Origin of the sequence: Allomesorhizobium aridi (assembly GCF_043769475.1) — a bacterium.
Taxonomy (GTDB): Bacteria; Pseudomonadota; Alphaproteobacteria; order Rhizobiales; family Rhizobiaceae; genus Allomesorhizobium.
On sequence record NZ_CP171728.1, the window covers coordinates 329,486 to 351,314 of the forward strand.

The 21,829-nt window shown below is 59.8% G+C and carries 26 protein-coding genes and 4 pseudogenes; 7 read left to right on the plus strand and 23 right to left on the minus strand.

Features of this window, described 5'->3' with window-relative positions:
- Positions 1-9 precede the first annotated feature (9 nt).
- The 5 genes and pseudogenes from ACG873_RS01545 to ACG873_RS01565 form a co-directional block, all read right to left on the minus strand.
- A complete protein-coding gene (locus tag ACG873_RS01545; protein ID WP_394885775.1) occupies positions 10-642 on the minus strand; it encodes a plasmid pRiA4b ORF-3 family protein in 633 nt (210 codons plus the stop codon).
- Positions 639-2,218, minus strand: a pseudogene (tnpC, locus tag ACG873_RS01550) (IS66 family transposase). The gene ACG873_RS01545 and the pseudogene tnpC overlap by 4 nt, the downstream one beginning before the upstream one ends.
- A 100-nt stretch (positions 2,219-2,318) precedes the next feature.
- Positions 2,319-2,666, minus strand: coding sequence for an IS66 family insertion sequence element accessory protein TnpB (gene tnpB / locus ACG873_RS01555; RefSeq protein WP_394885777.1), 348 nt, complete (start codon positions 2,664-2,666; stop codon positions 2,319-2,321).
- Positions 2,663-3,082 (minus strand): IS66-like element accessory protein TnpA, encoded by a 420-nt coding sequence (gene tnpA, locus ACG873_RS01560; RefSeq protein ID WP_394885778.1) that lies wholly within the window; start codon positions 3,080-3,082, stop codon positions 2,663-2,665. Before tnpA ends, tnpB begins: the two co-directional genes overlap by 4 nt.
- Positions 3,083-3,785: 703 nt before the next feature.
- Complete coding sequence (locus ACG873_RS01565; RefSeq protein WP_394885780.1) at positions 3,786-4,010, minus strand: hypothetical protein; 225 nt, start codon at positions 4,008-4,010, stop codon at positions 3,786-3,788.
- Positions 4,011-4,442: 432 nt separating this feature from the next.
- On the opposite strand from ACG873_RS01565, the gene ACG873_RS01570 reads away from it, so the two are divergent.
- The gene (locus ACG873_RS01570; RefSeq protein WP_394885781.1) at positions 4,443-4,751 is read left to right on the plus strand and encodes a DUF1236 domain-containing protein; all 309 of its coding nucleotides are present in this window, start codon (positions 4,443-4,445) and stop codon (positions 4,749-4,751) included.
- A 1,122-nt stretch (positions 4,752-5,873) separates the two neighbouring features.
- Here the strand turns inward: ACG873_RS01570 and ACG873_RS01575 are convergent.
- Both ACG873_RS01575 and ACG873_RS01580 read right to left on the minus strand, forming a co-directional pair.
- Positions 5,874-6,248, minus strand: coding sequence for a PRC-barrel domain-containing protein (locus tag ACG873_RS01575; protein WP_394885783.1), 375 nt, complete (start codon positions 6,246-6,248; stop codon positions 5,874-5,876).
- Positions 6,249-6,331: 83 nt separating this feature from the next.
- Positions 6,332-6,805, minus strand: coding sequence for a hypothetical protein (locus ACG873_RS01580; protein WP_394885785.1), 474 nt, complete (start codon positions 6,803-6,805; stop codon positions 6,332-6,334).
- Positions 6,806-7,068: 263 nt separating this feature from the next.
- On the opposite strand from ACG873_RS01580, the gene ACG873_RS01585 reads away from it, so the two are divergent.
- From ACG873_RS01585 to ACG873_RS01605, 5 genes are all read left to right on the plus strand, one after another.
- The gene (locus tag ACG873_RS01585; RefSeq protein ID WP_394885786.1) at positions 7,069-7,257 is read left to right on the plus strand and encodes a DUF3606 domain-containing protein; all 189 of its coding nucleotides are present in this window, start codon (positions 7,069-7,071) and stop codon (positions 7,255-7,257) included.
- Positions 7,258-7,325: 68 nt separating this feature from the next.
- A complete protein-coding gene (locus ACG873_RS01590) occupies positions 7,326-7,460 on the plus strand; it encodes a hypothetical protein (protein WP_394886160.1) in 135 nt (44 codons plus the stop codon).
- On the plus strand, positions 7,456-7,629 hold the full coding sequence (locus tag ACG873_RS01595; protein ID WP_394886147.1) for a DUF982 domain-containing protein: 174 nt from the start codon (positions 7,456-7,458) through the stop codon (positions 7,627-7,629). The genes ACG873_RS01590 and ACG873_RS01595 overlap by 5 nt, the downstream gene beginning before the upstream one ends.
- Positions 7,630-7,659: 30 nt before the next feature.
- Positions 7,660-7,791: a hypothetical protein gene (locus ACG873_RS01600; protein WP_394885788.1), complete on the plus strand. Its 132-nt coding sequence runs from the start codon at positions 7,660-7,662 to the stop codon at positions 7,789-7,791.
- 334 nt (positions 7,792-8,125) lie between these two features.
- On the plus strand, positions 8,126-8,692 hold the full coding sequence (locus ACG873_RS01605; RefSeq protein WP_394885789.1) for a Crp/Fnr family transcriptional regulator: 567 nt from the start codon (positions 8,126-8,128) through the stop codon (positions 8,690-8,692).
- 97 nt (positions 8,693-8,789) lie between these two features.
- Here ACG873_RS01605 and ACG873_RS01610 read toward each other — a convergent pair whose 3' ends face one another.
- From ACG873_RS01610 to ACG873_RS01680, 15 genes and pseudogenes are all read right to left on the minus strand, one after another.
- Positions 8,790-9,092, minus strand: coding sequence for a DUF982 domain-containing protein (locus ACG873_RS01610; RefSeq protein WP_394885790.1), 303 nt, complete (start codon positions 9,090-9,092; stop codon positions 8,790-8,792).
- Between the two features lie 117 nt (positions 9,093-9,209).
- Positions 9,210-9,467 carry a DUF982 domain-containing protein gene (locus tag ACG873_RS01615; RefSeq protein ID WP_394885792.1) on the minus strand — a complete coding sequence of 86 codons (258 nt, stop codon included), beginning with the start codon at positions 9,465-9,467 and terminating at the stop codon, positions 9,210-9,212.
- A gap of 6 nt (positions 9,468-9,473) precedes the next feature.
- A complete protein-coding gene (locus ACG873_RS01620) occupies positions 9,474-9,776 on the minus strand; it encodes a DUF982 domain-containing protein (protein ID WP_394885793.1) in 303 nt (100 codons plus the stop codon).
- Positions 9,777-9,890: 114 nt separating this feature from the next.
- Positions 9,891-10,166: a DUF982 domain-containing protein gene (locus ACG873_RS01625; protein WP_394885794.1), complete on the minus strand. Its 276-nt coding sequence runs from the start codon at positions 10,164-10,166 to the stop codon at positions 9,891-9,893.
- A 26-nt stretch (positions 10,167-10,192) separates the two neighbouring features.
- A pseudogene (locus tag ACG873_RS01630) lies at positions 10,193-10,408 on the minus strand (DUF982 domain-containing protein); the annotation flags it as partial.
- Positions 10,409-10,462: 54 nt separating this feature from the next.
- Positions 10,463-10,741 (minus strand): DUF982 domain-containing protein, encoded by a 279-nt coding sequence (locus ACG873_RS01635; RefSeq protein WP_394886149.1) that lies wholly within the window; start codon positions 10,739-10,741, stop codon positions 10,463-10,465.
- Positions 10,742-10,747: 6 nt separating this feature from the next.
- Positions 10,748-11,212, minus strand: a pseudogene (locus ACG873_RS01640) (ATP-binding protein); the annotation flags it as partial.
- Positions 11,145-12,709: pseudogene (istA, locus tag ACG873_RS01645) on the minus strand (IS21 family transposase). The pseudogenes istA and ACG873_RS01640, both read right to left, overlap by 68 nt.
- 374 nt (positions 12,710-13,083) lie before the next feature.
- Positions 13,084-13,341: a hypothetical protein gene (locus ACG873_RS01650; RefSeq protein ID WP_394885795.1), complete on the minus strand. Its 258-nt coding sequence runs from the start codon at positions 13,339-13,341 to the stop codon at positions 13,084-13,086.
- 599 nt (positions 13,342-13,940) lie between these two features.
- Entirely contained in the window at positions 13,941-14,279 is a 339-nt protein-coding gene (locus ACG873_RS01655) for a slr1659 superfamily regulator (protein WP_394885797.1), read from the minus strand.
- Positions 14,280-14,299: 20 nt separating this feature from the next.
- Positions 14,300-14,857, minus strand: coding sequence for a slr1658 superfamily regulator (locus tag ACG873_RS01660; RefSeq protein ID WP_394885798.1), 558 nt, complete (start codon positions 14,855-14,857; stop codon positions 14,300-14,302).
- A gap of 2 nt (positions 14,858-14,859) precedes the next feature.
- Positions 14,860-17,172, minus strand: a complete 2,313-nt coding sequence (locus tag ACG873_RS01665; RefSeq protein ID WP_394885800.1) for a SpoIIE family protein phosphatase — start codon at positions 17,170-17,172, stop codon at positions 14,860-14,862.
- Positions 17,173-17,240: 68 nt separating this feature from the next.
- Complete coding sequence (locus ACG873_RS01670) at positions 17,241-18,419, minus strand: methyltransferase domain-containing protein (RefSeq protein WP_394885801.1); 1,179 nt, start codon at positions 18,417-18,419, stop codon at positions 17,241-17,243.
- Complete coding sequence (locus ACG873_RS01675; RefSeq protein WP_394885802.1) at positions 18,416-18,943, minus strand: ubiquinone biosynthesis methyltransferase UbiE; 528 nt, start codon at positions 18,941-18,943, stop codon at positions 18,416-18,418. The genes ACG873_RS01670 and ACG873_RS01675 overlap by 4 nt, the downstream gene beginning before the upstream one ends.
- Before the next feature lie 66 nt (positions 18,944-19,009).
- Complete coding sequence (locus tag ACG873_RS01680) at positions 19,010-20,824, minus strand: putative bifunctional diguanylate cyclase/phosphodiesterase (RefSeq protein ID WP_394885804.1); 1,815 nt, start codon at positions 20,822-20,824, stop codon at positions 19,010-19,012.
- Between the two features lie 113 nt (positions 20,825-20,937).
- Here ACG873_RS01680 and ACG873_RS01685 point away from each other — a divergent pair, with 113 nt between their 5' ends.
- Positions 20,938-21,099 carry a hypothetical protein gene (locus ACG873_RS01685; RefSeq protein ID WP_394885806.1) on the plus strand — a complete coding sequence of 54 codons (162 nt, stop codon included), beginning with the start codon at positions 20,938-20,940 and terminating at the stop codon, positions 21,097-21,099.
- A gap of 262 nt (positions 21,100-21,361) precedes the next feature.
- On the opposite strand, the gene ACG873_RS01690 is transcribed toward ACG873_RS01685, so the two are convergent.
- Positions 21,362-21,829: a hypothetical protein gene (locus ACG873_RS01690; RefSeq protein ID WP_394885808.1), complete on the minus strand. Its 468-nt coding sequence runs from the start codon at positions 21,827-21,829 to the stop codon at positions 21,362-21,364.

The window sequence follows — 21,829 nt, forward strand, 5'->3', positions numbered from 1 at the left end:
TGAGCCCTTTCAGCGTTCTGATTGGCGGCTTTTGGCGAAGGCGGCCTTTCCGATGGCGCGGCGCCGGGCCAGCTTTGCGATGTTGGCCTTGATGGTGGGAAGGTCGATGTCCTCTGGGTCGAAGACCCGTCCGTACCATTCGATCAGCCGCTTGCGTTCGGGATGTCTGGGCTTGGCCATGGTCTCGACGAACTCCTCGAAGCCGGGGATTCCGCCGACGTCTTCCGGCGGAGCGCGGCGGGCGCCGTCGACAAAGCGCGGGTAGTCGAGGCCGGGATCGGCGTCACCGATAGCCTCGATCGTGAGCGTGTGCTCCCAGTTGTCGCCGAAGTCGTAGGTGTAGGCGAAGCGCTTTAGACCGCGATCGGTCAGTGGGCCGAGCTTTGTGTTCTTGGCGTCGCTGAGCTTGATCCACCCATCCGGGTCGGGGATGCCGTAGCGCCTTTTTTGGCCGTCAATCTCGATCGTGAAGTCGAAGAGGTGATAGTTCTCGAACAGCATGACGGCCTGGATAACCTCGTGAAGGCCTCTCAGGCTCGTCGTCAGGGGAACCTCGACGCGCCGCCAGACGGCCGGCTCGACATGGTCGAGCACGATTTTGATGCAGGCGATGCGATCGACATAGGAAGCGGCCGAGATCATGCCGCCAGCGTAGCGGCCTCTCGTGGCGTCTGCCAGTTCCAGGGCGCGAGGTCGCCGATCCGGTTGATGGGATGGTCGGCGATGCGGGTCAGAACGTCCCTGAGATAGGCTTGGGGATCGAGGCCGTTGAGCTTGGCGCTCTCGATCAGGGTGTAGATGACGGCGGCGCGCTCGCCGCCGGTGTCGGAGCCGGCGAAGAGCCAGTTCTTACGGCCGATGGCGAGCGGCCGGATCGCGCGTTCGGCGGCATTGTTGTCGATCTCCAGATCGCCATGGTCGGCATAGCGGGTGAGCGCGGGCCAGCGTGACAGGCCGTAGCGGATCGCCTTGGCGAGTTCGCTCTTGCCCGACAGCTTGGATAGCGTCGATCGAGCCAGCTTCGCAGATCGGCGAGCCGTGGAAGGGCGTGCTCCTGACGTGATCGTCGCCGTTCGTCAGGCGGGCGGCCACGGACGGCATCCTCGACCTGGTAGAGCTCGCCGATCCGGCGCAGGGCCTCGGCAGCGAGCGGCGAGGCGTTGGCCTTGTGGATATCGAAGAACTTGCGCCGGACATGGGCCCAGCAGGCGACCTCGGTGATCGCCGCGCGCTTGCCGGGGCTGTCTGCATAGAGCTTGTCGAAGCCCGCATATCCGTCGGCGTGGAGATATCCCGCAAAGCCCTGAAGATGGCCTTGCGGGCGTATGCCCTTCCGATCCGGGGTGTAGCGATAGAGAACGGCGGGCGCTGCATCACCGGCATGGGGGCGCTCGTCGCGGACATAGACCCAGAGCCGGCCCGTCGCGGTCTTGCCGAACCCGGGGGCGAGCACCGGGACAGGCGTGTCGTCGGCGTGGAGCGCGCCCCCGGCCAGGGCATGCCTGCCGATCGCCTCGGCCAGTGGCGTCAGCAGCGCCGCCGCCGATCCGACCCAATCGGCCAGGGTGGAACGGTCGAGATCGACACCCTCGCGGGCATAGATCTCGGACTGTCGGTAAAGCGGCAGGTGGTCGGCGTACTTGGCTACCAGCACATGGGCGAGCAATCCGGGACCTGGTCGCCCGCGCTCGATCGGCAAGGACGGCATCGGCGCCTGCACGATCGCCTCGCACAGCCGGCAGACGATCTTGGGTCGGATATGCCGGACGACCTTGAACAGGGTGACGCGCTCCAGCACCTCGGTCTCGTCCTGGCCGAGCCGGCGCAACTGTCCGCCGCAAGCCTGGCAGCCACAGCCGAGATCGCCACCGGCGATGCCCGCTGGCCAGTGGATGACGTCCTCGCGTGGCAGGTGATCGGGCAAGGGACGACGAACCGGATGCTGCCGGGCGTCCGGAGCTGCCGATATGACCGTGCGCTCCAGGACCGTTCGCGCCGCCGTGCCCTCTTCGACATCCTCGAGCGCCAGCTCCAGCTGGTGGATGGCGGCATCGAGCTTCTCCGACGACTGCCCGAACTGCATCCGGCGCAGCTTCGCCAGTTGCGCCTTCAGCTTCTCGATCATGAGCAGATGGGCGGCGCTCTGCGCCCGTGCCGCGGTCAGCAGCGCCTGGAGCGTCGCGACGTCATCGGGAAGGTCTGCGGAAGCGCTCGCCATGGTAATCCGAGATTATCGCGAAGGCGGCGGCCAAGCCATTGAATCATGGTCGATCTTGACGGCGGACCACAGTCCTGAATCGGCCTCGAAGCCGTTCGCTTCATAGCGCCAGGCTGGGGCGATCGGTCCGGATCGGCGCGCGCCAGTCGATCCCTTCCAGCAGCATGGAAAGCTGCGCCGGCGTCAGTCGCACCACGCCGTCCGTCGTGACGGGCCAGATGAAGCGACCCCTCTCCAGCCGCTTGGCGAACAGGCAGAAGCCCTGTCCATCCCAGTACAGCACCTTCAGAAGATCGCCCCGGCGGCCGCGAAAGACGAACAGGTGGCCGGAAAACGGATCCTGCTGCAGCGCCTGCTGCGCCAGCGCCGCCAGGCCGTCGAAACCCTTGCGCATGTCGGTCGGGCCCATGGCGAGATACACCCGCATCCCGGCGGGGATCGCGATCATCGCCGGTCCAGCACGTCGAGCACCCGCCGAAGCGCGTCCGCGTCGACATCGCGATCAACCCGCAGCCGGCGGCCCGAGCCGAGCGCGATCTCGATGATGCCGGACGAACGACGGCTCCGGCGTGCGGACTCCACGACGGCGACCTCGGACACCGGCGTGGGCGTGACGTCGGTCACGACAGGAGCCAGTTCGACAGGCAGCAAAAGCGGCGCCGGGCTGCCCCCTCCCAACTGACCAAGCTTCGCCTGTCGACGCCATGTGAAAACCAGGCTCGCCGCGACGCTGTTGCGCCGCGCGACATCCGTCACCGTCATGCCAGCAGCGAAACTCTCCTCGACGATCCGGACCTTGTCCTCATAGTGCCAGCGCCGCCGCCGCTCGATCGCACCCAGAACCTCCGCCCGAACCATCGCCATGACCTTAAAGCTAGACTTAAGGTCACACCGTTCGGGAAATGCCGCCCACCCCGCAAGGCGGCCAAGACCGGACGGTTACCCATTCTGCGGCGTCAACAAATCTGCCACGGTGACCGGCTGCTTGTAGCCCTGACAGATGCGGGAAGCCAATTGTGGGCGTAGCGGGCTCGTTGCCTTTGTGCTGGCCGCCTACGCGCTCGGGCGACCTTCAATAACCTCGCCGCCGCTACGAACGGGGCGGCGGCGGACTTCCTCTGGTCTGCCCTATAACGCAACCTCTTTGCAGGAGCCCGGCTCGTGAGGAATAATGTCCTAGTGCGGCGATTCTCAACCCATCGGAGATAAGCCATGTCCCGGCGTAAGATTCAAGTCGGCCCCGCCGGCACAGGCGAGCCGCTTCATCGACAGGCAGGGCCTAGAATCGACAGGCAGGGACTGAAATCATGTCCACCGGACTTGAAGGCCGGGTTGAAAGAGGCGATCGAATTTCTCCGGTCGCCCCTGTTCGATTTGGCGCTGCCGCTCTGCGTATCGCTTCTGGCGCTGTTGAACGGACCCACTGAAGGGTGCTGTCAAGCTCTGCTCTGGCGATCCGCTGTGACAACGAGCGCTTCATCGCTCGCTGGCCGAAACCAGGGATGGATCATGTCACCAAATACAGTGGAGGGCAAACGCCAAATAAAATCGCGACGGGTGCTTCCGGTCAGCGTGCAGCTTGCCTAGATGGCCGCTCGTCGCCTGCCAATGCGGCATCCAGAGCCGTTTTCAGTTCTTCGGCGGTCTGCGCGCCTTTTTCGAAGAGCGACAACACAAGATAGCTGGCGTCTCGGTGGTCAAGGCTGGACCGCTCGATACCCGCGCTTGCGTCCTTCAAGACCTTGCGGAGCAACGCCAGTTCGTGAGGCTTATATATTCCGCTGAAAGCCATGAACGCCTCCTACCTGTTAGGGCGAAAGCGTGATCGGCTCTTTCAATCGCCCGGATGCCAGAGATTGGCGGGCGACGTGTTGACCTTATTCCGTTGCTGTGCCTTCGCAAGGTAATTCGCTGGCGGGGTTGTCACCGATACAATCGCCTCAACTAACGAAAGTATATCCTCTTTATTTTCCCGCACCGCGGCCGTGCCGTGTTGGTTCCGCGTACGCCTTGGCGAGCATCCAAAATCGTAACAAATTTAGCGATTTGGGGAAGAATGCTACCAGGCAGGTCCTGTCGAGTTGAATAAGTGCTTCCAAGGGAACAAATTTTGCCTAGCCGAGTTTGAGTAGGTCGCCGGGCGGAAGTGCTTGTCACTGTGTTTATGGTTGGCTGCTGACGCAATGCGACGGCTTATCAATTGTTTGCACACGGGAGAAAATTTATGAGAATGCATCTTTCCGGCATCGCCGCTGGCCTTCTGCTTCTTGGCAGCGTCAGCATCGCGACTGCTCAGACCGTCGTAATCGCTCCCGAACAAGAGACCGTTATTCGGGAGTACGTCACGAAACAGAACGTGGCGTCCGTCGAGCTGCCTGCCGATGTCAAGATTGAAATCGGAGCCACTCTGCCGGAGTCGGTCGAGGTGCACAAAGTGGACCTTCCGGACGTGAAGTACAGCTACGTTGTCGCCGGTGGGCAGACTGTCCTAGTCGAACCGGAAACCCGCAAGATCGTGCATATTATCAAATGACTGTTGAATTTCATTAAGGGGCGGGCGGGCAGATCGCTGAATGCAAAGTCCTGTCCTTTGGCGATCTGCCCTACTCGTTGAACAGGTTTGATTTATGAGAGTGACCGAGATCAAGGTTCCGCCCGCCGGGACCCAACCAAACGGGCGATCGTCAAACAAATCTATTTCGCCCTATCGAAGCTCGGCGCCGCCGACGACTTGCTGGCCATCGTCGGCAGCTGGGGCGACACGATGGATGATGCCCGCACGCTCGACCATCTCCGTGCTTTCAATCGCAACGGCACTATGTTCAGCGAAGTGATCTGCCGGGCCGACTGACGCGCGAGACGGCAAAAATCCCCCCAAAATCCCAAAAGAGGGCCGGCGCGAGGTTGGGAGTGAACCTACAAGCGCCAGCCTTTAAAGAGCGCGGTCCTTGGGTGTGGAACCGAGGCCATGCCGCCGGACAATATCACGGACACTGGCTCCCAAAACACGATCTCAGGGTTGCTTCGCAAGCACGGTGAAATGCTCGCTAACCTTGCTCCCCGCATCTAGTGGCGCGCGACCGGTGCGCGAGTGTTGCTGTTCCAGCTTCTCGGCGAACCTCGCCATCGGCCTTGCGATCGGTCTCGGTATGGCGGTGGGCCTGGCTCAGCCGGGTAAGGGCGAAGGGGTGGCAGCGTCCCGGATTGCCTGACGGGCGAAAGAGTGGGTGAGTCGCCCCGGTACGCGCAATCGGGGGCAATATTCCCCGTCCCCGAAAGTCACGAGGCTGCACTCCATTCGTTAACCAAACGTTGCGACCGGAAGTGGGCTCGCCCGCCCGGTCGGGAACGCCGCACCGCCGGTCAGATATGTATTCCCGGATAAGTTGCTGGACGCGAATCTAACGACAATTTTCGTCCAGGTATGTAGATGTTCGCAAATGGGTGGCAGGGGTGAGCACAGGCGGCCGAGTAGCTTCAGTAAATGGCCGCCTGTGCCAGCAACCGCCTCGGTTAATTTTATGTCCGCCGCGGTACGTCCTCAGATACCAGCGAATAGTTCTCGCTGTCCCTCATACTGATCTGCTTGTGGCGGCCGGAAAAGCGCGCCGAGTTGGCCACGCTCTCCCGGGGCGAGCACCTGTTTTGGGGTTCGCTAAACCCAATAGGGGCGGACGCCGTAGTAGTCGTAAACGCGGCGGCCACTCTCGGCATCCCAGTCGAAATCCTGCTCGCGGGCATAGTGCGGAGCGCCTTCGACTTGCTCCTTCGTTAGGTCGATGCGGAAGCCTCCGAGGTTTTCGTCATAGTCGAGTTTCTGCCACGGCAACGGATAGTAATCGTCGCCAATTCCAAGGAATCCTCCAAAGCTGAGGACGGCATAGGACACCCTGCCGCCTCTCTTCTCGAGGATCAGCCTTTCGACCCGTCCGATGTGATTTCCCTGGATGTCATAGACGTTAGTGCCCACGACCATGTCGCTGGCGATAAGATCGTGGGTCTCACGAATGTCGGAATCCTGGTTTGTCATGATTTTTCTCCTTCCCGGTCTGTTATGAAGCAAAACGGGACCGTGCCCCTCCACGTTCCAACGAAAACTTGGTGCAGCAGCCGTCAGCAACCTTCTGGCTTGAGCGAGCGAACCATCCGGGTGACGACAGGATCGTAAGCGATTTTCTGATCTTTGCTGTAGTCCATCAGGAACATGGCGGCACGATCGCCACACACGGTTATGCCTCTGACATAGCGGATCTGATCACCTTTGATCCCGGAGTAACTTGCCCATTCACGCGTCAGCCGCCGATAGGTGAATTTCCAGCCTTCCTTTTCGTCTCGACTGATCTGTTTCTTGACCTGAGGCAAGAAGTCGCCTTCGGCGACGTTGATGCCCCAGACGGCGAGGAGGGCTCCGTCGGGGGACTGGAACGCCGCGCCATCGCCGTCCTCTGAACGATGCAACAGTTCGAACTCGGGCGGCACGTCAAAAATAAAGCCAAACTTTTCGATGCCGAATTGCTGCCATTCCTGCGCTCCCGCCTGAGCAAAGGAGAGCATGAACGCCGAGAAACCCAACAAAACTCGGTCCATGGCCCGTGCCTAATCGCTTGGCCTCTGTGGCCAATCCATCACGGCGATAACTGCGAAAATGTAGGGAGGTTCCACTTAAAACCGTCTCTTCAGGCTGCTCGCCGGAGATGCAACAATCGCCGGATTCACTCCTTGGAACCTATCACATTAGAAGATGTTGATGTGAGCTCCGTTGTTGGGGACAGACAGAGCGGGCAGATCGCGGGCGGTGCCGTCTGGTTCTTCGGCGATCTGCTCCCCCGACCCGGTCAGGAGAGAGCGAGATGGCAGACGACAAGAGCAAGATCGGCGGTCCGGATCGACTGCGCGTCGCCAGCGGGCAGGAGTACGAGGTCCGCGACTTCGCAGAAAAGTTCGGCATCTCGCCGGGCGAGGCACGCGATCTGATCGAGCGCTTCGGCAATGATCGCGAGACGCTGGAGCAAGAGGCCAAGAAGCTGGGCGGGGCCTAGCTGTCTGTTGCCTTGTCTGGCACAGGCTAGCGGTAGTAGCGTTGGTGTGCGGGCGGGGATGTTTGAGTATGGCGACGCTGGACGACAAGCCTTTCGACCAGGCGGTGCAGGTTCATGGACGGGGTGCCGAACAGGTCCGCAACATCGGCAGCGCCGAGAGAGGCGGCAGAATGGCTGCTCTACAAATGGCCGCAGAAGATTGACACAGACCGTGCGCGCGCCGCCCGAAAAGCCTGTCTAGAGGTATTGGAAGGGCAGCGTAAGGCGGCGACAGCTCGCAGAGCCTTCCGCGAGGCCGCGGAGGAAGCGGGCATCCTGATCGGCGACGCCGTTCGCGTTCCGATCCCAAAGGCCGTGAAACGCAAACGGTAAATCTGTTCACATTGAAAGGATGGACCCACGATGAGCGATACTCCGATGCCAGTCACCGGCTTCTCCATGGACGTCTCGATGTCCGAAGATGGCCGGAGAATGGTTGCCTTGCTCACGCTGGAGACCGGCGACTTGACCTTCGAATTTGCTGTAAACGAGTAGGCTGCCCGAGCGATGATCGAGAACCTGCAGCAGTTCCTCGACATGGTGCGAACGGGCGGCAAGGCCAACTGATTATCAGGAAGTGCATCGAAGCCACCGGACGGCAGCGAGGAAAGTGTCTCGCTTTCAAAGGACCCCCAAACGTCGGTTTCGTACGGACGCCCACAGATCGACGGCGCGCGCTATATACTTATTTATCGGCTGCACGATGTTACGGGCGCAGCCGGCCGGGAGATACACGAGCTCTTGCCCTAGACGAAGGGGAGAGCCAATGTTGCACTCCACAAAACCCCAATACAAAAACAGACTTCTCGGCCTGCTCGACCCGCAGGACATGTCCCTGCTCTCGCCCCATCTGGAGCGCGTCGAGCTTGCACTGCGCGATCGCCTCGAACAGCATGGCAGGCCGATCAAGTTCGTATACTTCTTCGAGCAAGGCATTGGCTCGATCGTCGCCAAGATGGCGGCCGACCGGGATGCCGAAGTGGGCATTCTGGGCCGTGAAGGCATGACAGGAACGATTGCCGTCCTCGGCGACGATCTGGCGCCGCATGATTGCTTCGTCCAGCTCGCCGGAGCGGCGATGCGCATTCCGATAGCCCCGTTTCGTGACGCGCTCGAACAAAGTCCCACCCTGCAGCGGTTTTTTTTGCGCTTCGTCCAATGCCTGATGATGCAGACCAGCTACACCGCTCTCGCGAACGCCCGCCAGCAGCTCGAAAGCCGTCTCGCCCGCTGGCTGCTGATGTGTGAGGACCGCGCCGGCGCCGAGCTGAACATCACGCACGAATTCCTGTCGATCATGCTCGGGCTTACAGTAGCGGCACGCTCTGCGAACTGCATGCCTGGCTGTTCAAGGACAACCCACTGGGAATGTTCAGTCCCACCAATCCCGATGTGACTTGCGAGAACGCGGAGTTTTCCCTGCTGGAAGGGCCGACCAAGCTGGTGACGGTGCCCTGACGTCCAAACAGGGGTGCTATAATCGCTTAATGCCTTCAGGCGGCCGTCCAATTGTCTATAGCCTGCTCATTACGACCTGGCATGTGCGGCGCCAAAATGCCGGCGGCCCGGGCGAATGCCTCGAAAGCCTGCCGCGCTGCCTCGTCATCACATTCGCAGGCCAATGCGGCGCGGCATGTATCCATAGCCTCCTCGTGCACCGGGCCACGCCTTCGGAAAGGCCAATCATTCAGCAACTCAAACGCCGCCCTGACGCTTCCAACATCCTGGACGAATCCGAGTCCGACGAAGATCGATACTGGTCGGGAGAACTGTCGGCTGTTCATGATAATCTCCAAGTAGCCATCCCAAGCATGGCGGCCAGAAGTGTGCAGGGGGCGCTCGGCAACCTGCGAATCGGCCTTTGGTGCAGGAGCCTTCATCCAAATGTAGGATTATGTTTGTCGGCTGGGCACTCAGCCCGGAATATCCGGTTCGATCAGGATGCCGGCCTCCTTTCCGGCAGCAATGAATGCCCGTCGCGCAAGATCTGGCGGCTGTTCGTTCTTCAGAACTGCGATGCACGCCACCCGAGCTTCCCGGTGCTCAGGCCCGCCCTCTGTCGGCCAGTGGTAGAGCAGCCATTGCGCTGCGGCCTGCGTGGAGCTGATGACACGGAACCGGCCCGCGGTTTCGACGCGCACAGGCTTGGTCCAGTAGATTTCCCGCAGCATGGGGGCTCACCTTGCCGGCGACCTTGTCCAATCCTCGACTTCCCGCAACCTCGGCAGCGGCTCATCTTTGGCCAGAACACCGGCAATCCGGGCGAACGCCGCCAAGGCCTTTCGCGCTTCCTCGACTGTGCCCTCGTCTATCGTAACGGCGAAACAGGCATTCAAGGCCCTTTGGAAGATCGGGCTGCCCCGTGCGGCTGGCCAGTTCTGAAGAAACGTGAGCGCCTCTTCAACATCGTAGATTTCGGTCACCGCCTCACCGGCTTCGGTCACGATGCGCACCGGCAGTGGGAACTGCATCCTGTCCATCGATCGCCTCCGGGCGGCTTAAGCCGCCTTATAATCGTGAAACCATACGCCTTGCGCATCCGGGACATCAAGCGTGGCAACCGAGGAAATCAGGGCAGCGGAATCACTTCGTCATCACCCGTTCCCGAGAGCAACGATTTCACCGGGTTGCGCCGCGATAAGGATTTTTGCCTCTTCCGCCGCCTGCATGAAAGCTTCGCGCGCGACTGCGGGCGGTTCACTTCCTCCGAGCACCTTCATGCACGACATTCGCGCCTGAATACGTGTAGCGGTCTCGCCGATTGGCCAGTCGTAAAGCAGCATCTCTGCGGCCTCTCTGGCGCTGCAAACAAGGCGTTCTCCCACAGGAACCGGCTTTTCAAAGGGTCCAAGATCGACGTCCTCGGGCATCGCAGTCTCCTCTTGGGTTTAACTGCGTCAGCAAACGCCTGCCGGGCCTCTTCGGCTGTGACTTGCCCGTGCACGGCTCCACGCAGCGCATTGTCGGCCATTTCCCACATCGGCCCAGCACGGTCCGGCCATTTGTCGTTCGCAAGGCATTTCAACGCCTCCCAAACGATATGGACCAGGCGAGTTTTCCCGGCTTTGCCGAAGCCGATGCACACCGGCCGATCGAAGTGGATCTGTCTCATCACTGTGCCGAACGTCCGTCGCTCACGGGCGTTCCCAAAATCGATCCCGGCGGTTTATCTCTTCATGTTCGTGGGGGGCACGCGGTCCACATCGCCGATCAGGATGCCGGCCTCCTCGGCGGCCTCGCGGAAGGCTTGCCGAGCCGCCGCCGCCTTGCGCTGGCCCTCCAGCACCACTAGACAGGCCTTTCGGGCGGCGCGCACGGTCTGTGTCGATCTTCTGCGGCCGTTGGTAAAGCAGCCATTCCGCGGCCTCCCTGACGCTGCCGATGTTGCGGACCTGGCCGGCGCGGCGTCCATGCACCCGCACTGCCTGGTCGAACGGCTTGTCATCCGGCAATCGGCGATACGCCCCTGTTTCCCGGCCCGGTGCTCGGTTTCCAGCCGGTTGACCAGATCGATGACGTTGTAGAAGCGGCCACGCGAGCCGTTGCGGATAAGAGCACGGGCGATGCCAATAGCGAGATGCGACTTGCCGGTTCCGGTGCCGCCGATCAGCACGGCGTTGCGCTGGTCGGCAACGAAAGTGCCGTTGGCGAGGTCGCGGATCAACGCCTCGTTGACCGGGGTGCCGTCGCAGTCGAACTCCTCGATATCCTTGGCGAGCGGCAGCTTGGCGACGGTGAGCTGGTATTTGATCGAGCGGGCCTGCTTCTCCGATATCTCGGCCGAGAGCAGGTCACCGACAATCCTCGGCGGCTCGTGCTGGCGCTTGATGCCGGTCGCCATGACCTCGTCATAAGCGCCGCGCATTCCATAGAGCTTCAAGGTGCCCATCAGTTCCAGAACCTGTGTGCGTTCCATCAGCTTGCCCTCCTGAGGCTGTCATAGCGGGCGCAGTCGGCCTGCGGCTCATGCTGCAGGCGAAGCGCGTCCGGGGTGAGGATGGTGACGGCCGGCGCCGGATCGCGCCGCCGCGCCAGGATGTTGAGGATGACGGCGGACGAGCAGACGCTCTGGTTGAGCGCTTCCTGGCATGCCGCCTCGACGGCATCGAGCCCGTCGCTGAGAACGGCCGCGAGGATCGCTACCATCTGCCGGTCGCCGTCATGTGCGGTCTTCAGTTTGCGCCGCACCCGCTCCATGGCCGAGGGAAGAACCCAGCCCTGGAACGGCGCGCCGTTGCGCAATGCGCCGGGCTTGCGGGCAAGCACCGCAACATAATGCCAGGGATCGTAGATCGTCTCGCCGCGGCCGAAGGAACGGGCATGCTCGGCGACGACCGCGCCGTCCTGACGAATGACAATGCGGTCGGCATAGGCCTGGATCTCGACCGGACGGCCGACGGCGGTCGACAGCACCGAGTATTTGTTGTTGTCGAAGCGCACCGTGCAGGTCTTCGATACCGAGGCGGGCACCGTGTGGAATCCGTCGAAGGGACCGCGATAGTCGACCAGCTTGCCGCGCTCGTCCTCGAACACCCCCCAGATCGAGTGCTGTGGTTGATCGACATGACGGTGCGCCTTGGCGTAGGCGACGCACTTGTCGAGGAGCCAGGCGTTCAGCTCTTCATAGTTCTTGAAGCGCAGTCGCGGTGTGAAGAAGCGCTCCCGCACCAGCCCCACCTGGTTCTCGACCTGCCCCTTCTCCCAGCCCGACGCCGGCGTGCAGGCGACCGGCTGCACCAGATAGTGGCTGCACATCTGCAGGAAGCGGCGATTGTATTGCCGGTCCTTGCCGACGAACACCGTCTCCACCGCCGTCTTCATGTTGTCGTAGATGCCGCGTGTGCAGGCCCCGCCGAAGAAGGCGAAGGCGCGATCGTGGGCATCGAACACCATCTCCTGCGTCTCGCGTGGATAGGCCCTTACGAACATCATGCGGCTGTGGCAGAGCCGGACATGGGCGACCTTCACGGTTACCGTCGCGCCGTTGATCAGGACGATCTCGTGGCTCCAGTCGAACTGGTAGGCCTCGCCCGGCGCGAAGAACAGCGGCACATAGGCATCGGCCATTGCCGATCCCTGCGCCTTTGCCCAACGCCTCGCATAGCGCCGGATCGCGTCGTAGCCGCCCTCGTAGCCCAAGCCGCGAAGCTCTTCGTAAATCCGGATCAGCGTCAGCTGCTCGCGCGCCGCCTTGCCACGGTTGCCATTCAAAAACCCGTCGAGCTGATCCTGCCAAGGGCCGATCTTCGGCTGGGGTTGCCGCTCGCGCTCTAGGAGACGACGTCTCGTCTGACCTGAGAATCTTCCGGACCGTGTTGCGCGAGACATGCAACTCGCGGCAGATTCGCTTGAGCGACCATCCCTGCACATGGAATGCGCGCCGAACCCGGGCAATCGTATCCACCGACTTCATCCCCTCTCCATCCGCTCGCCAAAACGAACGAATGGTCGCACATCGACGTGACAAGGGGGGTCAAAATTGGACGCCGATCCTCCCGTCTAGGGGGTCAATTTTGCACGCCGGTTCACAAGCATTCGGCCCGGTGTTCTTGCGGAGTCATGCGCAGCAAAAAGCAACCTGGTGGCTGATCACTTCCCGAAACGGAGCATCGTGTTCCGATGGTCAGCACTCATTGTGCCCGAGGCAAGATCCGCCACTGGTCCAATCAATGCGTCAGCATGCACCGATAGCTCAAGTGCACTGGAAAACGGGACTGCAATCAGGATTCCATTTAGGTCCGCTGGGGCACGTGCAAGTAACGGCGGCGGGACGCCCGCAAGCGTCTTCTATCCCCGAATGCGGTCGATCCGTCTTCCGAGAAGCCAAAGCGCCAGCGCGATCAATACCACGCTCGGTGCATAGAAAAGCGCATGATCCCCAAAATAGCCGAGGCCGTCCGGCAACAGGACGAAGCTCTCCTGGTCCGCCAGCCAGCCGATAAACAGGCCCGCGACGGTGACCGGAAGCACGACGAGCATCAGGCCGAGATTTGCCAGGCCATCGGGGTTGGTATTCACGAAGTCGATCCAGACACCCAGGGCCAAGGCGAGGTAAGCCGCTGGCAGAAAGATTCTCCACTTCATGCCTTAGTAGAGAAGTGTTCTCCCTCGGGTTCAATGGTCTCGAAGAGGTGACCCGGCACTATGGTCCCTATCCCCTTCGGCATCCCTGCGATCAAACCCGGAGCGAGAACCACATAGGCGCTAAAATCCGGGGGGGCCGGCGCTTGGATTTACCCGAGTAGCGCCAGCCCCGCATGGCCTCATCAGGTGAGGAGGAGGCCACGCTGGGACGACAATATCATATGGAGACCGGCTATCAAAACACGACCTGGAGACCGGCTATCAAAACACTATCTCAGGGTTGCTCCGCCCGGATCATCGTCCAGGCGGAGAGTGGGCCCTCTAAAGAACAGCGGCCATGACTGGACGGCAAAAACTGGCCGAGGGCGTAAAGAAACGCGGTGTGTAATTGTTGAAGCCAGGGCTCGTCAGCCGGGTCCGGTTTCTCAAGGGCGACGGCCACTGTAATCGGCGCTCCGCGCCCATCGGCACGAATAACGATTGATCTCATTGGCGGGTGGGGTCACGTTGTGACGCCGGTTCGGAGTCTGTCCGCACTTGACGCTTGCATGAACGGCCTGTCAGCTTATGAAAAGCACCAATGCGGGATGTAGTTTTTTTAGGTTCGGCAACGATTTCGATTGCCAAGGGATTCCGGACGTTCCTCGCACAATTAGCTGAATATCGGGATGGTTGCGGACCTCTATTGTGAATTTCGCCAAGAGGTTTATGCCTGAAGAGTTGAGAAATTCAAGATCCGTCAAATTCAGCGTAATGGAAGCCGGGTCTGAAGCAAGAACGTTCATCATCAACGACAAAACAGGTGTGTAGGCTTCGGAGCTGGCAAGCCGCATGACGCCATCGAAATAAATCTCGCTTCCTTCATTCCATACGCGATAGTTTTCTGTTGTGATTTCCATCCAGTATTTTCGTTTCTTAGCTATGAACTTTTCGAGATTGGAATCGAAGCATAAGTTTCCACGTGAACCAAATCACTTTCGCCGGCCGGGCTGAAGATCCAAGCCAGACGGGTCCCATAGTCGCTCATCAACGTCAGCAATCCAAGAGAGGAGCTTGTCATCTCAGGATCCGCGGCATTCGCTTCGATCCGCTGAATCAGGAGGTCGCTTGGGTCGCCAACGGTGATCTCCGACAGAAGGTTTTGGAATTCAGCGGCGGTCTCACCATCGACGACGTTCGAAACCTTGACCTTGAAACATCCCGAGTCAATGGCCGCCTCGATCGTGATCTCGCCTGGTGCGCGAAACTTGACCGCATTTTCAATGAGTTCGTTGACCAGATAGCCAATGCTGTGTCGTACTTCCCTGTAATCATCGCGAGATGATTGAATGTGCAGCGCGAAAAGATCTGCAATGAAGTCCGAGGTAGTAGCGCAATGATGCCAACTGAGGTCGAGGGGGCCGTCGAACAATCGCACGCGAGTGGCGCTGTCTTTCATTCCGATTGCGATATCGGTTGTTCCAAACAGCATTGCCATTCTTAGCTGTGCCTCATGATCACGAGGGTGATGTCGTCGTGAATCTTGCGGGTTCCGATATGGGCCATCAGATCCTCGACAATTCCGGTCTTGATCTCCTCGGCGCTCTTGTGATGGTGATCACGCGCACTGTTGCAAAGACGCTCAAGACCGAACAGTTGTCCCTCCTGGTCTTCCGCCTCGGTCACACCGTCGGTGTGGAGCACGATCACGTCGCCGCTGTTGAACGGAATGTCGCGCGTGTCGATGAACCGCGAGATGTTCCGTTCAAGGCCGATCGGCAGGCCCAGATCGAGCGTATCGATACGCTCGACTGCCCCATCCGCCCGGATGACAAGCACCTCCTCGTGCTGGCCCGAAAGCGTCACTCGCCCACCCTCAAAATCAAGAAAGGCCAGCGAGAGATGCTTATTGGCGTTGGTACGTTCTATATTCTTGTAGATCGCTCTGTTCAGCCGATCCAGGAACTGCCGTGGATCGGCATCGCCAGTCTCGTGGAGTGCGCGCGCGACGGATTGAACCATCAGCATCAACACGCCGCTTTCGAGTCCATGACCTGTCACATCGCCGATGCCGATCTTGACGTGTAGCCCGTTTTGCAACACGTCGTAATAGTCGCCGCCGACTTCGTCAGCCGGTCGCATAAAGGCCGCGATTTCAACTCCTGGGACCACTTCGAGTTCGCTGGCCTTCGGCAGGACCATCATCTGTATTTGTCTGGCAACCGCAAGTTCGGCGCCGAGGCGGAGGTTCTCGTCCCGCAGTTTGCTATTGAGGGCGGAAATCTCTTGATTTGCGCCTTCGAGCTCCTTCGTTCGTTCGTCGACGATGTGCTCGAGGTTTTCCGTGTGGAAGCTGATCTCCTCTGCCATCCGGTTGAACGCGACGCCGACCTCTCCAACTTCGTCGTGCGTCGGGATGCTTACACGAACCGAATAATCTTTCGCCTGGAGCCGTTTGGCGGCTCCGGCAAGCGCACTGAGGCCTGCGGTGATCCGCTTTGAGATTCCGAACACGGCCGCAAAGACGATCAGAAGCGAAATGATAATCGCGATGATCTGGGCGACCAGGATCCGGTTGGTCGCGCTGGAAATGCTCTCTTGCGCTGCAAGCAGGGAAGCATAGATTTCCCGCTCGGGGACGACGAAGCCGAGCATCTGGTTTTCGGCCGTTATAGGCCCGTCGCTGTTCCAGAGATTGACCGCCTCCAGGCGCCGAAGTGCGACGATGTAAGGTTCAGCTTCGCCGCTCTCCCCAATCGAAATATGCTTGATGATCGTCTTGTCGTCGGCAGGAAGTTCGAGCGCTGCGACAGCCGCGTGCGTACTTTTCTTGAGCGAGCGGTCGAGGCCGGTAACGCCTTGACCTGCCGCACCACTCGCAATCTTGAGCCCGAGCGTTTTCTCGCCTTCAGGCTTGATCGCGAGCACATTGCCGTTCGACATGGTGAGAAAACCGAAGCCGGTCTCGGCGACCTTCACGCTTTCGACGATGTCGGCGAGCTGATCGAGAGTTACGTCGGAAGCGACCATGCCGGCGACGTCTTTGCGGTCCTTGGTCCAGAGCGGATGGAAGAAGCTGACGATGAGCTTGCCGGTGATCGCATCGATGTAAGGGGCAGTCGCGGTGATGTTTTCGCCTTTGACGGGGCGCAAATCCGGCTCGCTGATCCACCTCTGCCAGCCTTCGTAGACGCCGGGAAAGAAGAAATCCCAGAAGTTCGCGTTGTTGTGGCCCGGATAGAGCTTGTCAAAGGTTTGCGCCTGATCGGAGTACGGAGTCGTGCGCATGATAGGCGCTGCCTTCGGTCCGACGTAATAGACCTGCAGCTTCCTGGAGCCTGTTGCCATCTGGCTAGGGCCAAAAATATCGAAAGCCGCACTCTCCTGAATGTTGCGGAGAATTTCGGGCTTCGGCCGGCCATCAGGGGAGAGGAGATATCCCCAGACGCTCAAGACCGAAGGCGATCCCTGCGGACTCTGCGTCCAGTTCCCTTGGGGGTCATATATAAGCGGTGCATTGAAATAGGAGTTCGTCGCCAGCGCGTTGCCGACTGCCTCCTTCGCCTCCGGATAATCGATCAATCTCTGCATGGAGCCCGCAAGTGCGGTCACTTCGGAGTGCATTTGGTCGAAGAGAAGATCGGCGCGCAGCCCAGTCGTCTCAATATAGTTCTGGAGGTATTCCTGGCTCGCCTTGGTAAGGCCGCTCTCGATCTGATGGGTTGCGTCGCGGGAAAGCCGGTTCACGTTCCACAGGGCGACGCTTCCGCCGACAAGGAGGTCGAAGAGCACCGCCCCGCCTACAACGATCATGAATTTCGCACGAAAACTGCTCAGCCGGAAGACGGACCAGGGTTTACGCGAAATGGCATGCCAACTGTTCATAGTGGCTTACGTCCCGATGCAGCCCAGATCGGCCAGCCGGCATATCCCTTGGGATGGAGCGCAGCGAAGATATGATCCTGGAAGCCCTGCCGGAACCGTCTGATAAACGCCGGCGGGTCACCTCGCTTGGCCGCCATCTCGCCTGCATAGACATTCTCCCATGCCGCGACGACATCCGCGAAGTCCTGTGGATCGCCGTCTTGGTTGGTGACCATGAACGACTCGACTCGAATGTCTTCGAATCCGGCTTCGGCCAGGTATCGTCGGCTTTTGGGGCCGAGCTCGATATCCATCTTGAAGTATGCCCAGAGTTTGGCGACCTCGTTATAGGTCCACTGAATGCTGTCGGCGCGCGGCTCGCCCAGACAATGCGAGTTCTTCTCATTGGTGATGTAGACGCGTCCGCCCGGCTTGCAGATGCGGAAGAGTTCCTTGAGGATCAGTTCGGGCTTGTCGAACACCTGCAGGGAGTGTCGGCACGTGACCAAGTCGAACTGGCCTTCGTCGAGCAGCATTTCTGACGCGTCGCCATAGGTATATTCAATGCCGCGGATATAGAAAGCCGCCGCCACGCTTCGCGCATAGGCAAGGCTTGATCTGGAGTGGTCGAGGGCGACAATCCGTGACGGCTGAAACTCCTTCTGGACGAGTACGGCGAAATCACCAATGCCGCAACAGATGTCGGCCATGACGATACCGGATTGCATGCCGTGTCGCGGCAAGATTGTGCGCTCGTGCCGCCAAGTCATCTTCGTCTGTGTGCGGAGGATCGGAATGAACCCGCCCTCTTCAAGGAAGCTCTGCCCTGGATAGAACGCGCTGTCGTACTGCTCGACAGCGATGTTTGGCTCCAGTCCACTCAAACGACCAAATTTTTTCGTCATCCATCCGGCGACGCTTGACGTTATGATCACAAACTTAAGATCGGTTCGGGCGCGACAGGCGTCAATGAGAACCCGCGAGAAGGTTTGGAACGCGGTGTTGTTCATTTGCGTCAGGCGTTTGATGTTCACGTATAGAACGCCGCGTACATGTTCGATCGAGTCCTTCAGCACCGCGATGCTGGGCGCAAGCTCATCAATCGACTGGGGCCGCATTATCCCCGAAATGGAGAACTCCTGATTGTTCAGGTCGTATTGCGCTTTGAAACGTGGGTTAAGGTCGTACGGGTTCAATTTGGTAGGCTTTCGAGCGGAAGATCCACGACGAGCGTAATTGTGTCAGAGTTGATCTCCTCGAATCGAAGCGTTGCATTGTAGTCAATGGCCAGTTCCAACAGTACGATTTCGCGGCTGGGCGCAAGGTCCCCGGACACCGAATTGATGTATCGTTCCCTGAACTCCGCTCCCGCAATTTGCGATATCGCTTCCTGATAGAATTGTCGCTCTTCGGGTATGCATGGAAAGGTCAGCTCTATCCTGTCCGTCTCGCCTTGGCGGGAAACCCTGCATGCCAGCTCACCGCTGGAATGGCGCGTACGAAAGGCAATCTCCAGCAATTCGTTAAACGCGGAGGAAAAGAGATTGGAATGCTTCATTGAGTCTGACCTGTTATGGCTGATCATTCGTGCCATGTAATTTGATACGTGATCACAGTGTAGCCAAGCCGAAAGGAAATTCTTTATTTCAAAATCGATCTGGATCATAGGTTCAAAAACCACTTGGTCAGCTGCGCCTTGAGAAGCAAGGGTCATCGGCATCTCTCTTTTTTTCATCGGCGTTTGAGCCGAGCGACGATTGACTGACGTTGTTGATCCGAGGCCACTCTACCTCGCTCCGCTTCCCTCAGTTCCGCCCACGCTGCTGGGTCGGCCGCTGGACCGCCCGATTTCTTCCTCCCATTGCCCGTACCCCTCCAACGGAGACCGCCTGATGAAATCGTGTGTCGCCTCGGCACCGAGCGGTCGCCCAAGGAAATTGCCCTGAAGGCAATCGCAGTTTTCTTTTATCAGCCACCGCGCCTGTCCCGGCGTTTCTACCCCTTCGGCGGTCACGCTTATTCCGAGGCCATGCGCCAAGCCTATGATCGATCGTGCGATCGTTTGACTTTTCCGATCGGTCTCTAAGTCTCTTATGAAGTACCGATCTATCTTTAAGGTGTCGAAGGGAAAATTCTTGAGGTAACTCAACGAGGAGTAGTAGGTTCCGAAATCATCGAGCGAGATTCGTATCCCGAGAACGTTCAGAGTATTCAATATATCAATGTTGTCGATCGTCTGCTCGAGAAGGACCGTTTCGGTTATCTCGAGCTCAAGCCGGTCAGCTCGGATTCCAACGGCATCGATGATCTGAGCAACCGTATCCGTGAGCGAACCGCTGAGGAATTGCGCCGGCGACAGGTTCACGGCGACTGTCAGCGAAGAAGGCCATGTCGTTGCCTGGCGGCAGGCTTGCTCGATAACCCATCGTCCAATCTCGTCCATCAGGCCATCTGTTTCGGCGATCGGTATGAACACGCCTGGAGGGATTATCCCGACTTCGGGATGACGCCACCGTAGCAGCGCTTCGAAGCCGACGACCGATGAAGGAGGTCGAACGAGCGGCTGATATTCCAGAAAGAGTTCGCCCCGCTCCAACGCCATGCGAAGGCTTCGTCTCAGATTCTCGCGTTGCTCGAGCAGGAGCAGCATTGAGCGATTGAAAGTTCGCGCACAGCCGCGCCCATCCGTCTTGGCTGCATAAAGAGCAATATCTGAGGCCTTCATCAGCTGCTCGCATTCGGTAGCGTGCTCCGGTCCGAAAGCAATTCCGATGCTCGCGCCGACGAAGACGGGAATGTCGTTGATCACGAACGGCGTCTTGAGCGCGTCGATCAACGAAGCCGCGAGGCGTTCGGCCTCGGCAGGCTGCGTCTTTCCCGATTGGATGACGGCGAATTCGTCTCCGGCTAAGCGATATGCGGATTCGCCTTCCTGCAGCGCGTCCAGAATCCGGTTTGCGGCGAGTTGAAGCAACGTATCGCCTGCTCCATGGCCGAGTGTGTCATTGACGGCTTTGAAATCGTCAAGATCGATTTGCAGCAAGGCAGACGGTTCCCTTGATCCATCTACAGATGATAACGTTTGCTGAAGCCGATCGCTAAACCGCCGCCGATTCTGCAGTCCGGTCAACACATCGTGCGTCGCCTGATGGAGGAGCACTATATGCTCCTGCTCTTCAGACAAGGTCCGTCCCCTGTACTCCAGTTCTGCGGATTCGATAATTCCTATTCCATTCGCAGCCCCGAAAACGAGAGCCGACCGAGGCGCTTCGCCCCGCGATCGCCGGAGTTCGACATGCATTGGAGAGCCGCCGCGGCGGACGCGATCAAATTCGTCGATGAGTTCAGTGCCGAGACTGGGATAGATCTCCCATAAAGTCGCGCCCGGTACTATTGCGTGGCCGTAGGTGGTTTTGAGTTTGGATCCGTAGTGCGTCAGGCGGAAGTCCCGGTCATAGAAGGATACAATGTCCGTCGTGTTCTCCAAAAAATCCGCGAGACGAGCTTCGCTGGCAGCGGAAGAAAGCTCCTCCCTCTTCGCTCCGGCACTCGATGCTTTCGGACGTAAGAGCCAACGCCACAAGCGGTGCAAAATCCGCATCTCCTCACCTGAAGGTGAAGGTAGCACAACCATAAAGGGAGTGGCAAACCATCAGGTATGCCTGAGTGGCACGAAGCGCGCCAGGCCCGTGAGGATCAGCGGCCCCGGCGTCCATGAAGGTGAGCCCTGCGGGCTATCGCCATGGCAAACCCGAAAATACCATCGCGAAGAATGGCACGGAACCTGTGGACATCAACGACGAGATGGCCGAGCTTTCCGACAACGTCGCCGACGATGCGGAAGCCGGGGAGGAGATCGTGGAGGCAGCTGAATAGGTCCACCGCCGCCCCGCAATCCGATCAGAAGAGCCCGGCGGCGACGTCGGGCTCTTCTCGTTCTCAGACCCGATCAGCCGCATATCATATCGGCGACAATACACCGCTCAGCGCGATCGTCGCCTTCGCCGCTCTGGATCTGCTAACGCATGTGAGTGCAAGCCCGCCGACCAAACGCTTCGCACTGGCGACCCGACTGCTATGGAGCCGTTATCGGCGATTGGTTCGTTGTGTGAGCGATCACCCCGCGCCACCAGAAGCGTCACAAACCGACCGTGCCTGACCGCCCACGCTTAGGCAAGACCGATCGCCGGACCGACCAAGGTTCCGCGAGCTGGAGCACTTCCGGCAGGCGCCGTTTCCAGCGTTCCCCCCGCGGCAGCAACAATTCACGTCGCGGCAGGCGACGGGCAGCCACATCGGCCTTCGTCTGTGGCGTCGCTTGCAGGTTAGCTGGCGTCTCCGGCAGCTCCGGCGCCGCCAATGCGACTTGGGCATTGGCATCCCCAACATCAGACGGTTGGGCCGGAACAGACTTTCGTGGAGTGGCGACAAGCACGGGGCTCAGCTCTCCAGCAGGACTTGCACACGCCGTGCCCTCGGCGGCTTCGTTGCGCACAGCGTCGGCCGCCCCGGCGAGATCGACGTCGCCCCAGATCGACGGCGGCCGCTTTGGCGCACCACGCTTCTGCCTGATCTCGACGACGAACGGCCTCTTTTGCGATTTCAT

What these genes read in the sequence shown, in the direction of transcription:
- tnpB (WP_394885777.1), bottom strand. Translation starts at nt 2,666, where the DNA reads ATGATCGCGATCCCCGCCGGGATGCGGGTGTATCTCGCCATGGGCCCG.
- ACG873_RS01660 (WP_394885798.1), bottom strand. Translation starts at nt 14,857, where the DNA reads ATGGCAATGCTGTTTGGAACAACCGATATCGCAATCGGAATGAAAGAC.
- ACG873_RS01620 (WP_394885793.1), bottom strand. Translation starts at nt 9,776, where the DNA reads ATGGACAGGATGCAGTTCCCACTGCCGGTGCGCATCGTGACCGAAGCC.
- ACG873_RS01625 (WP_394885794.1), bottom strand. Translation starts at nt 10,166, where the DNA reads ATGCCCGAGGACGTCGATCTTGGACCCTTTGAAAAGCCGGTTCCTGTG.
- ACG873_RS01575 (WP_394885783.1), bottom strand. Translation starts at nt 6,248, where the DNA reads ATGACAAACCAGGATTCCGACATTCGTGAGACCCACGATCTTATCGCC.
- ACG873_RS01665 (WP_394885800.1), bottom strand. Translation starts at nt 17,172, where the DNA reads ATGATCGTTGTAGGCGGGGCGGTGCTCTTCGACCTCCTTGTCGGCGGA.
- ACG873_RS01680 (WP_394885804.1), bottom strand. Translation starts at nt 20,824, where the DNA reads ATGCGGATTTTGCACCGCTTGTGGCGTTGGCTCTTACGTCCGAAAGCA.
- tnpA (WP_394885778.1), bottom strand. Translation starts at nt 3,082, where the DNA reads ATGGCGATGGTTCGGGCGGAGGTTCTGGGTGCGATCGAGCGGCGGCGG.
- ACG873_RS01615 (WP_394885792.1), bottom strand. Translation starts at nt 9,467, where the DNA reads ATGCTGCGGGAAATCTACTGGACCAAGCCTGTGCGCGTCGAAACCGCG.
- ACG873_RS01655 (WP_394885797.1), bottom strand. Translation starts at nt 14,279, where the DNA reads ATGGAAATCACAACAGAAAACTATCGCGTATGGAATGAAGGAAGCGAG.
- ACG873_RS01545 (WP_394885775.1), bottom strand. Translation starts at nt 642, where the DNA reads ATGATCTCGGCCGCTTCCTATGTCGATCGCATCGCCTGCATCAAAATC.
- ACG873_RS01580 (WP_394885785.1), bottom strand. Translation starts at nt 6,805, where the DNA reads ATGGACCGAGTTTTGTTGGGTTTCTCGGCGTTCATGCTCTCCTTTGCT.
- ACG873_RS01605 (WP_394885789.1), top strand. Translation starts at nt 8,126, where the DNA reads ATGTCCCTGCTCTCGCCCCATCTGGAGCGCGTCGAGCTTGCACTGCGC.
- ACG873_RS01565 (WP_394885780.1), bottom strand. Translation starts at nt 4,010, where the DNA reads ATGGCTTTCAGCGGAATATATAAGCCTCACGAACTGGCGTTGCTCCGC.
- ACG873_RS01675 (WP_394885802.1), bottom strand. Translation starts at nt 18,943, where the DNA reads ATGCCGATGACCCTTGCTTCTCAAGGCGCAGCTGACCAAGTGGTTTTT.
- ACG873_RS01690 (WP_394885808.1), bottom strand. Translation starts at nt 21,829, where the DNA reads ATGAAATCGCAAAAGAGGCCGTTCGTCGTCGAGATCAGGCAGAAGCGT.
- ACG873_RS01570 (WP_394885781.1), top strand. Translation starts at nt 4,443, where the DNA reads ATGAGAATGCATCTTTCCGGCATCGCCGCTGGCCTTCTGCTTCTTGGC.
- ACG873_RS01585 (WP_394885786.1), top strand. Translation starts at nt 7,069, where the DNA reads ATGGCAGACGACAAGAGCAAGATCGGCGGTCCGGATCGACTGCGCGTC.
- ACG873_RS01685 (WP_394885806.1), top strand. Translation starts at nt 20,938, where the DNA reads ATGAAGGTGAGCCCTGCGGGCTATCGCCATGGCAAACCCGAAAATACC.
- ACG873_RS01600 (WP_394885788.1), top strand. Translation starts at nt 7,660, where the DNA reads ATGAGCGATACTCCGATGCCAGTCACCGGCTTCTCCATGGACGTCTCG.
- ACG873_RS01590 (WP_394886160.1), top strand. Translation starts at nt 7,326, where the DNA reads ATGGCGACGCTGGACGACAAGCCTTTCGACCAGGCGGTGCAGGTTCAT.
- ACG873_RS01635 (WP_394886149.1), bottom strand. Translation starts at nt 10,741, where the DNA reads ATGACAAGCCGTTCGACCAGGCAGTGCGGGTGCATGGACGCCGCGCCG.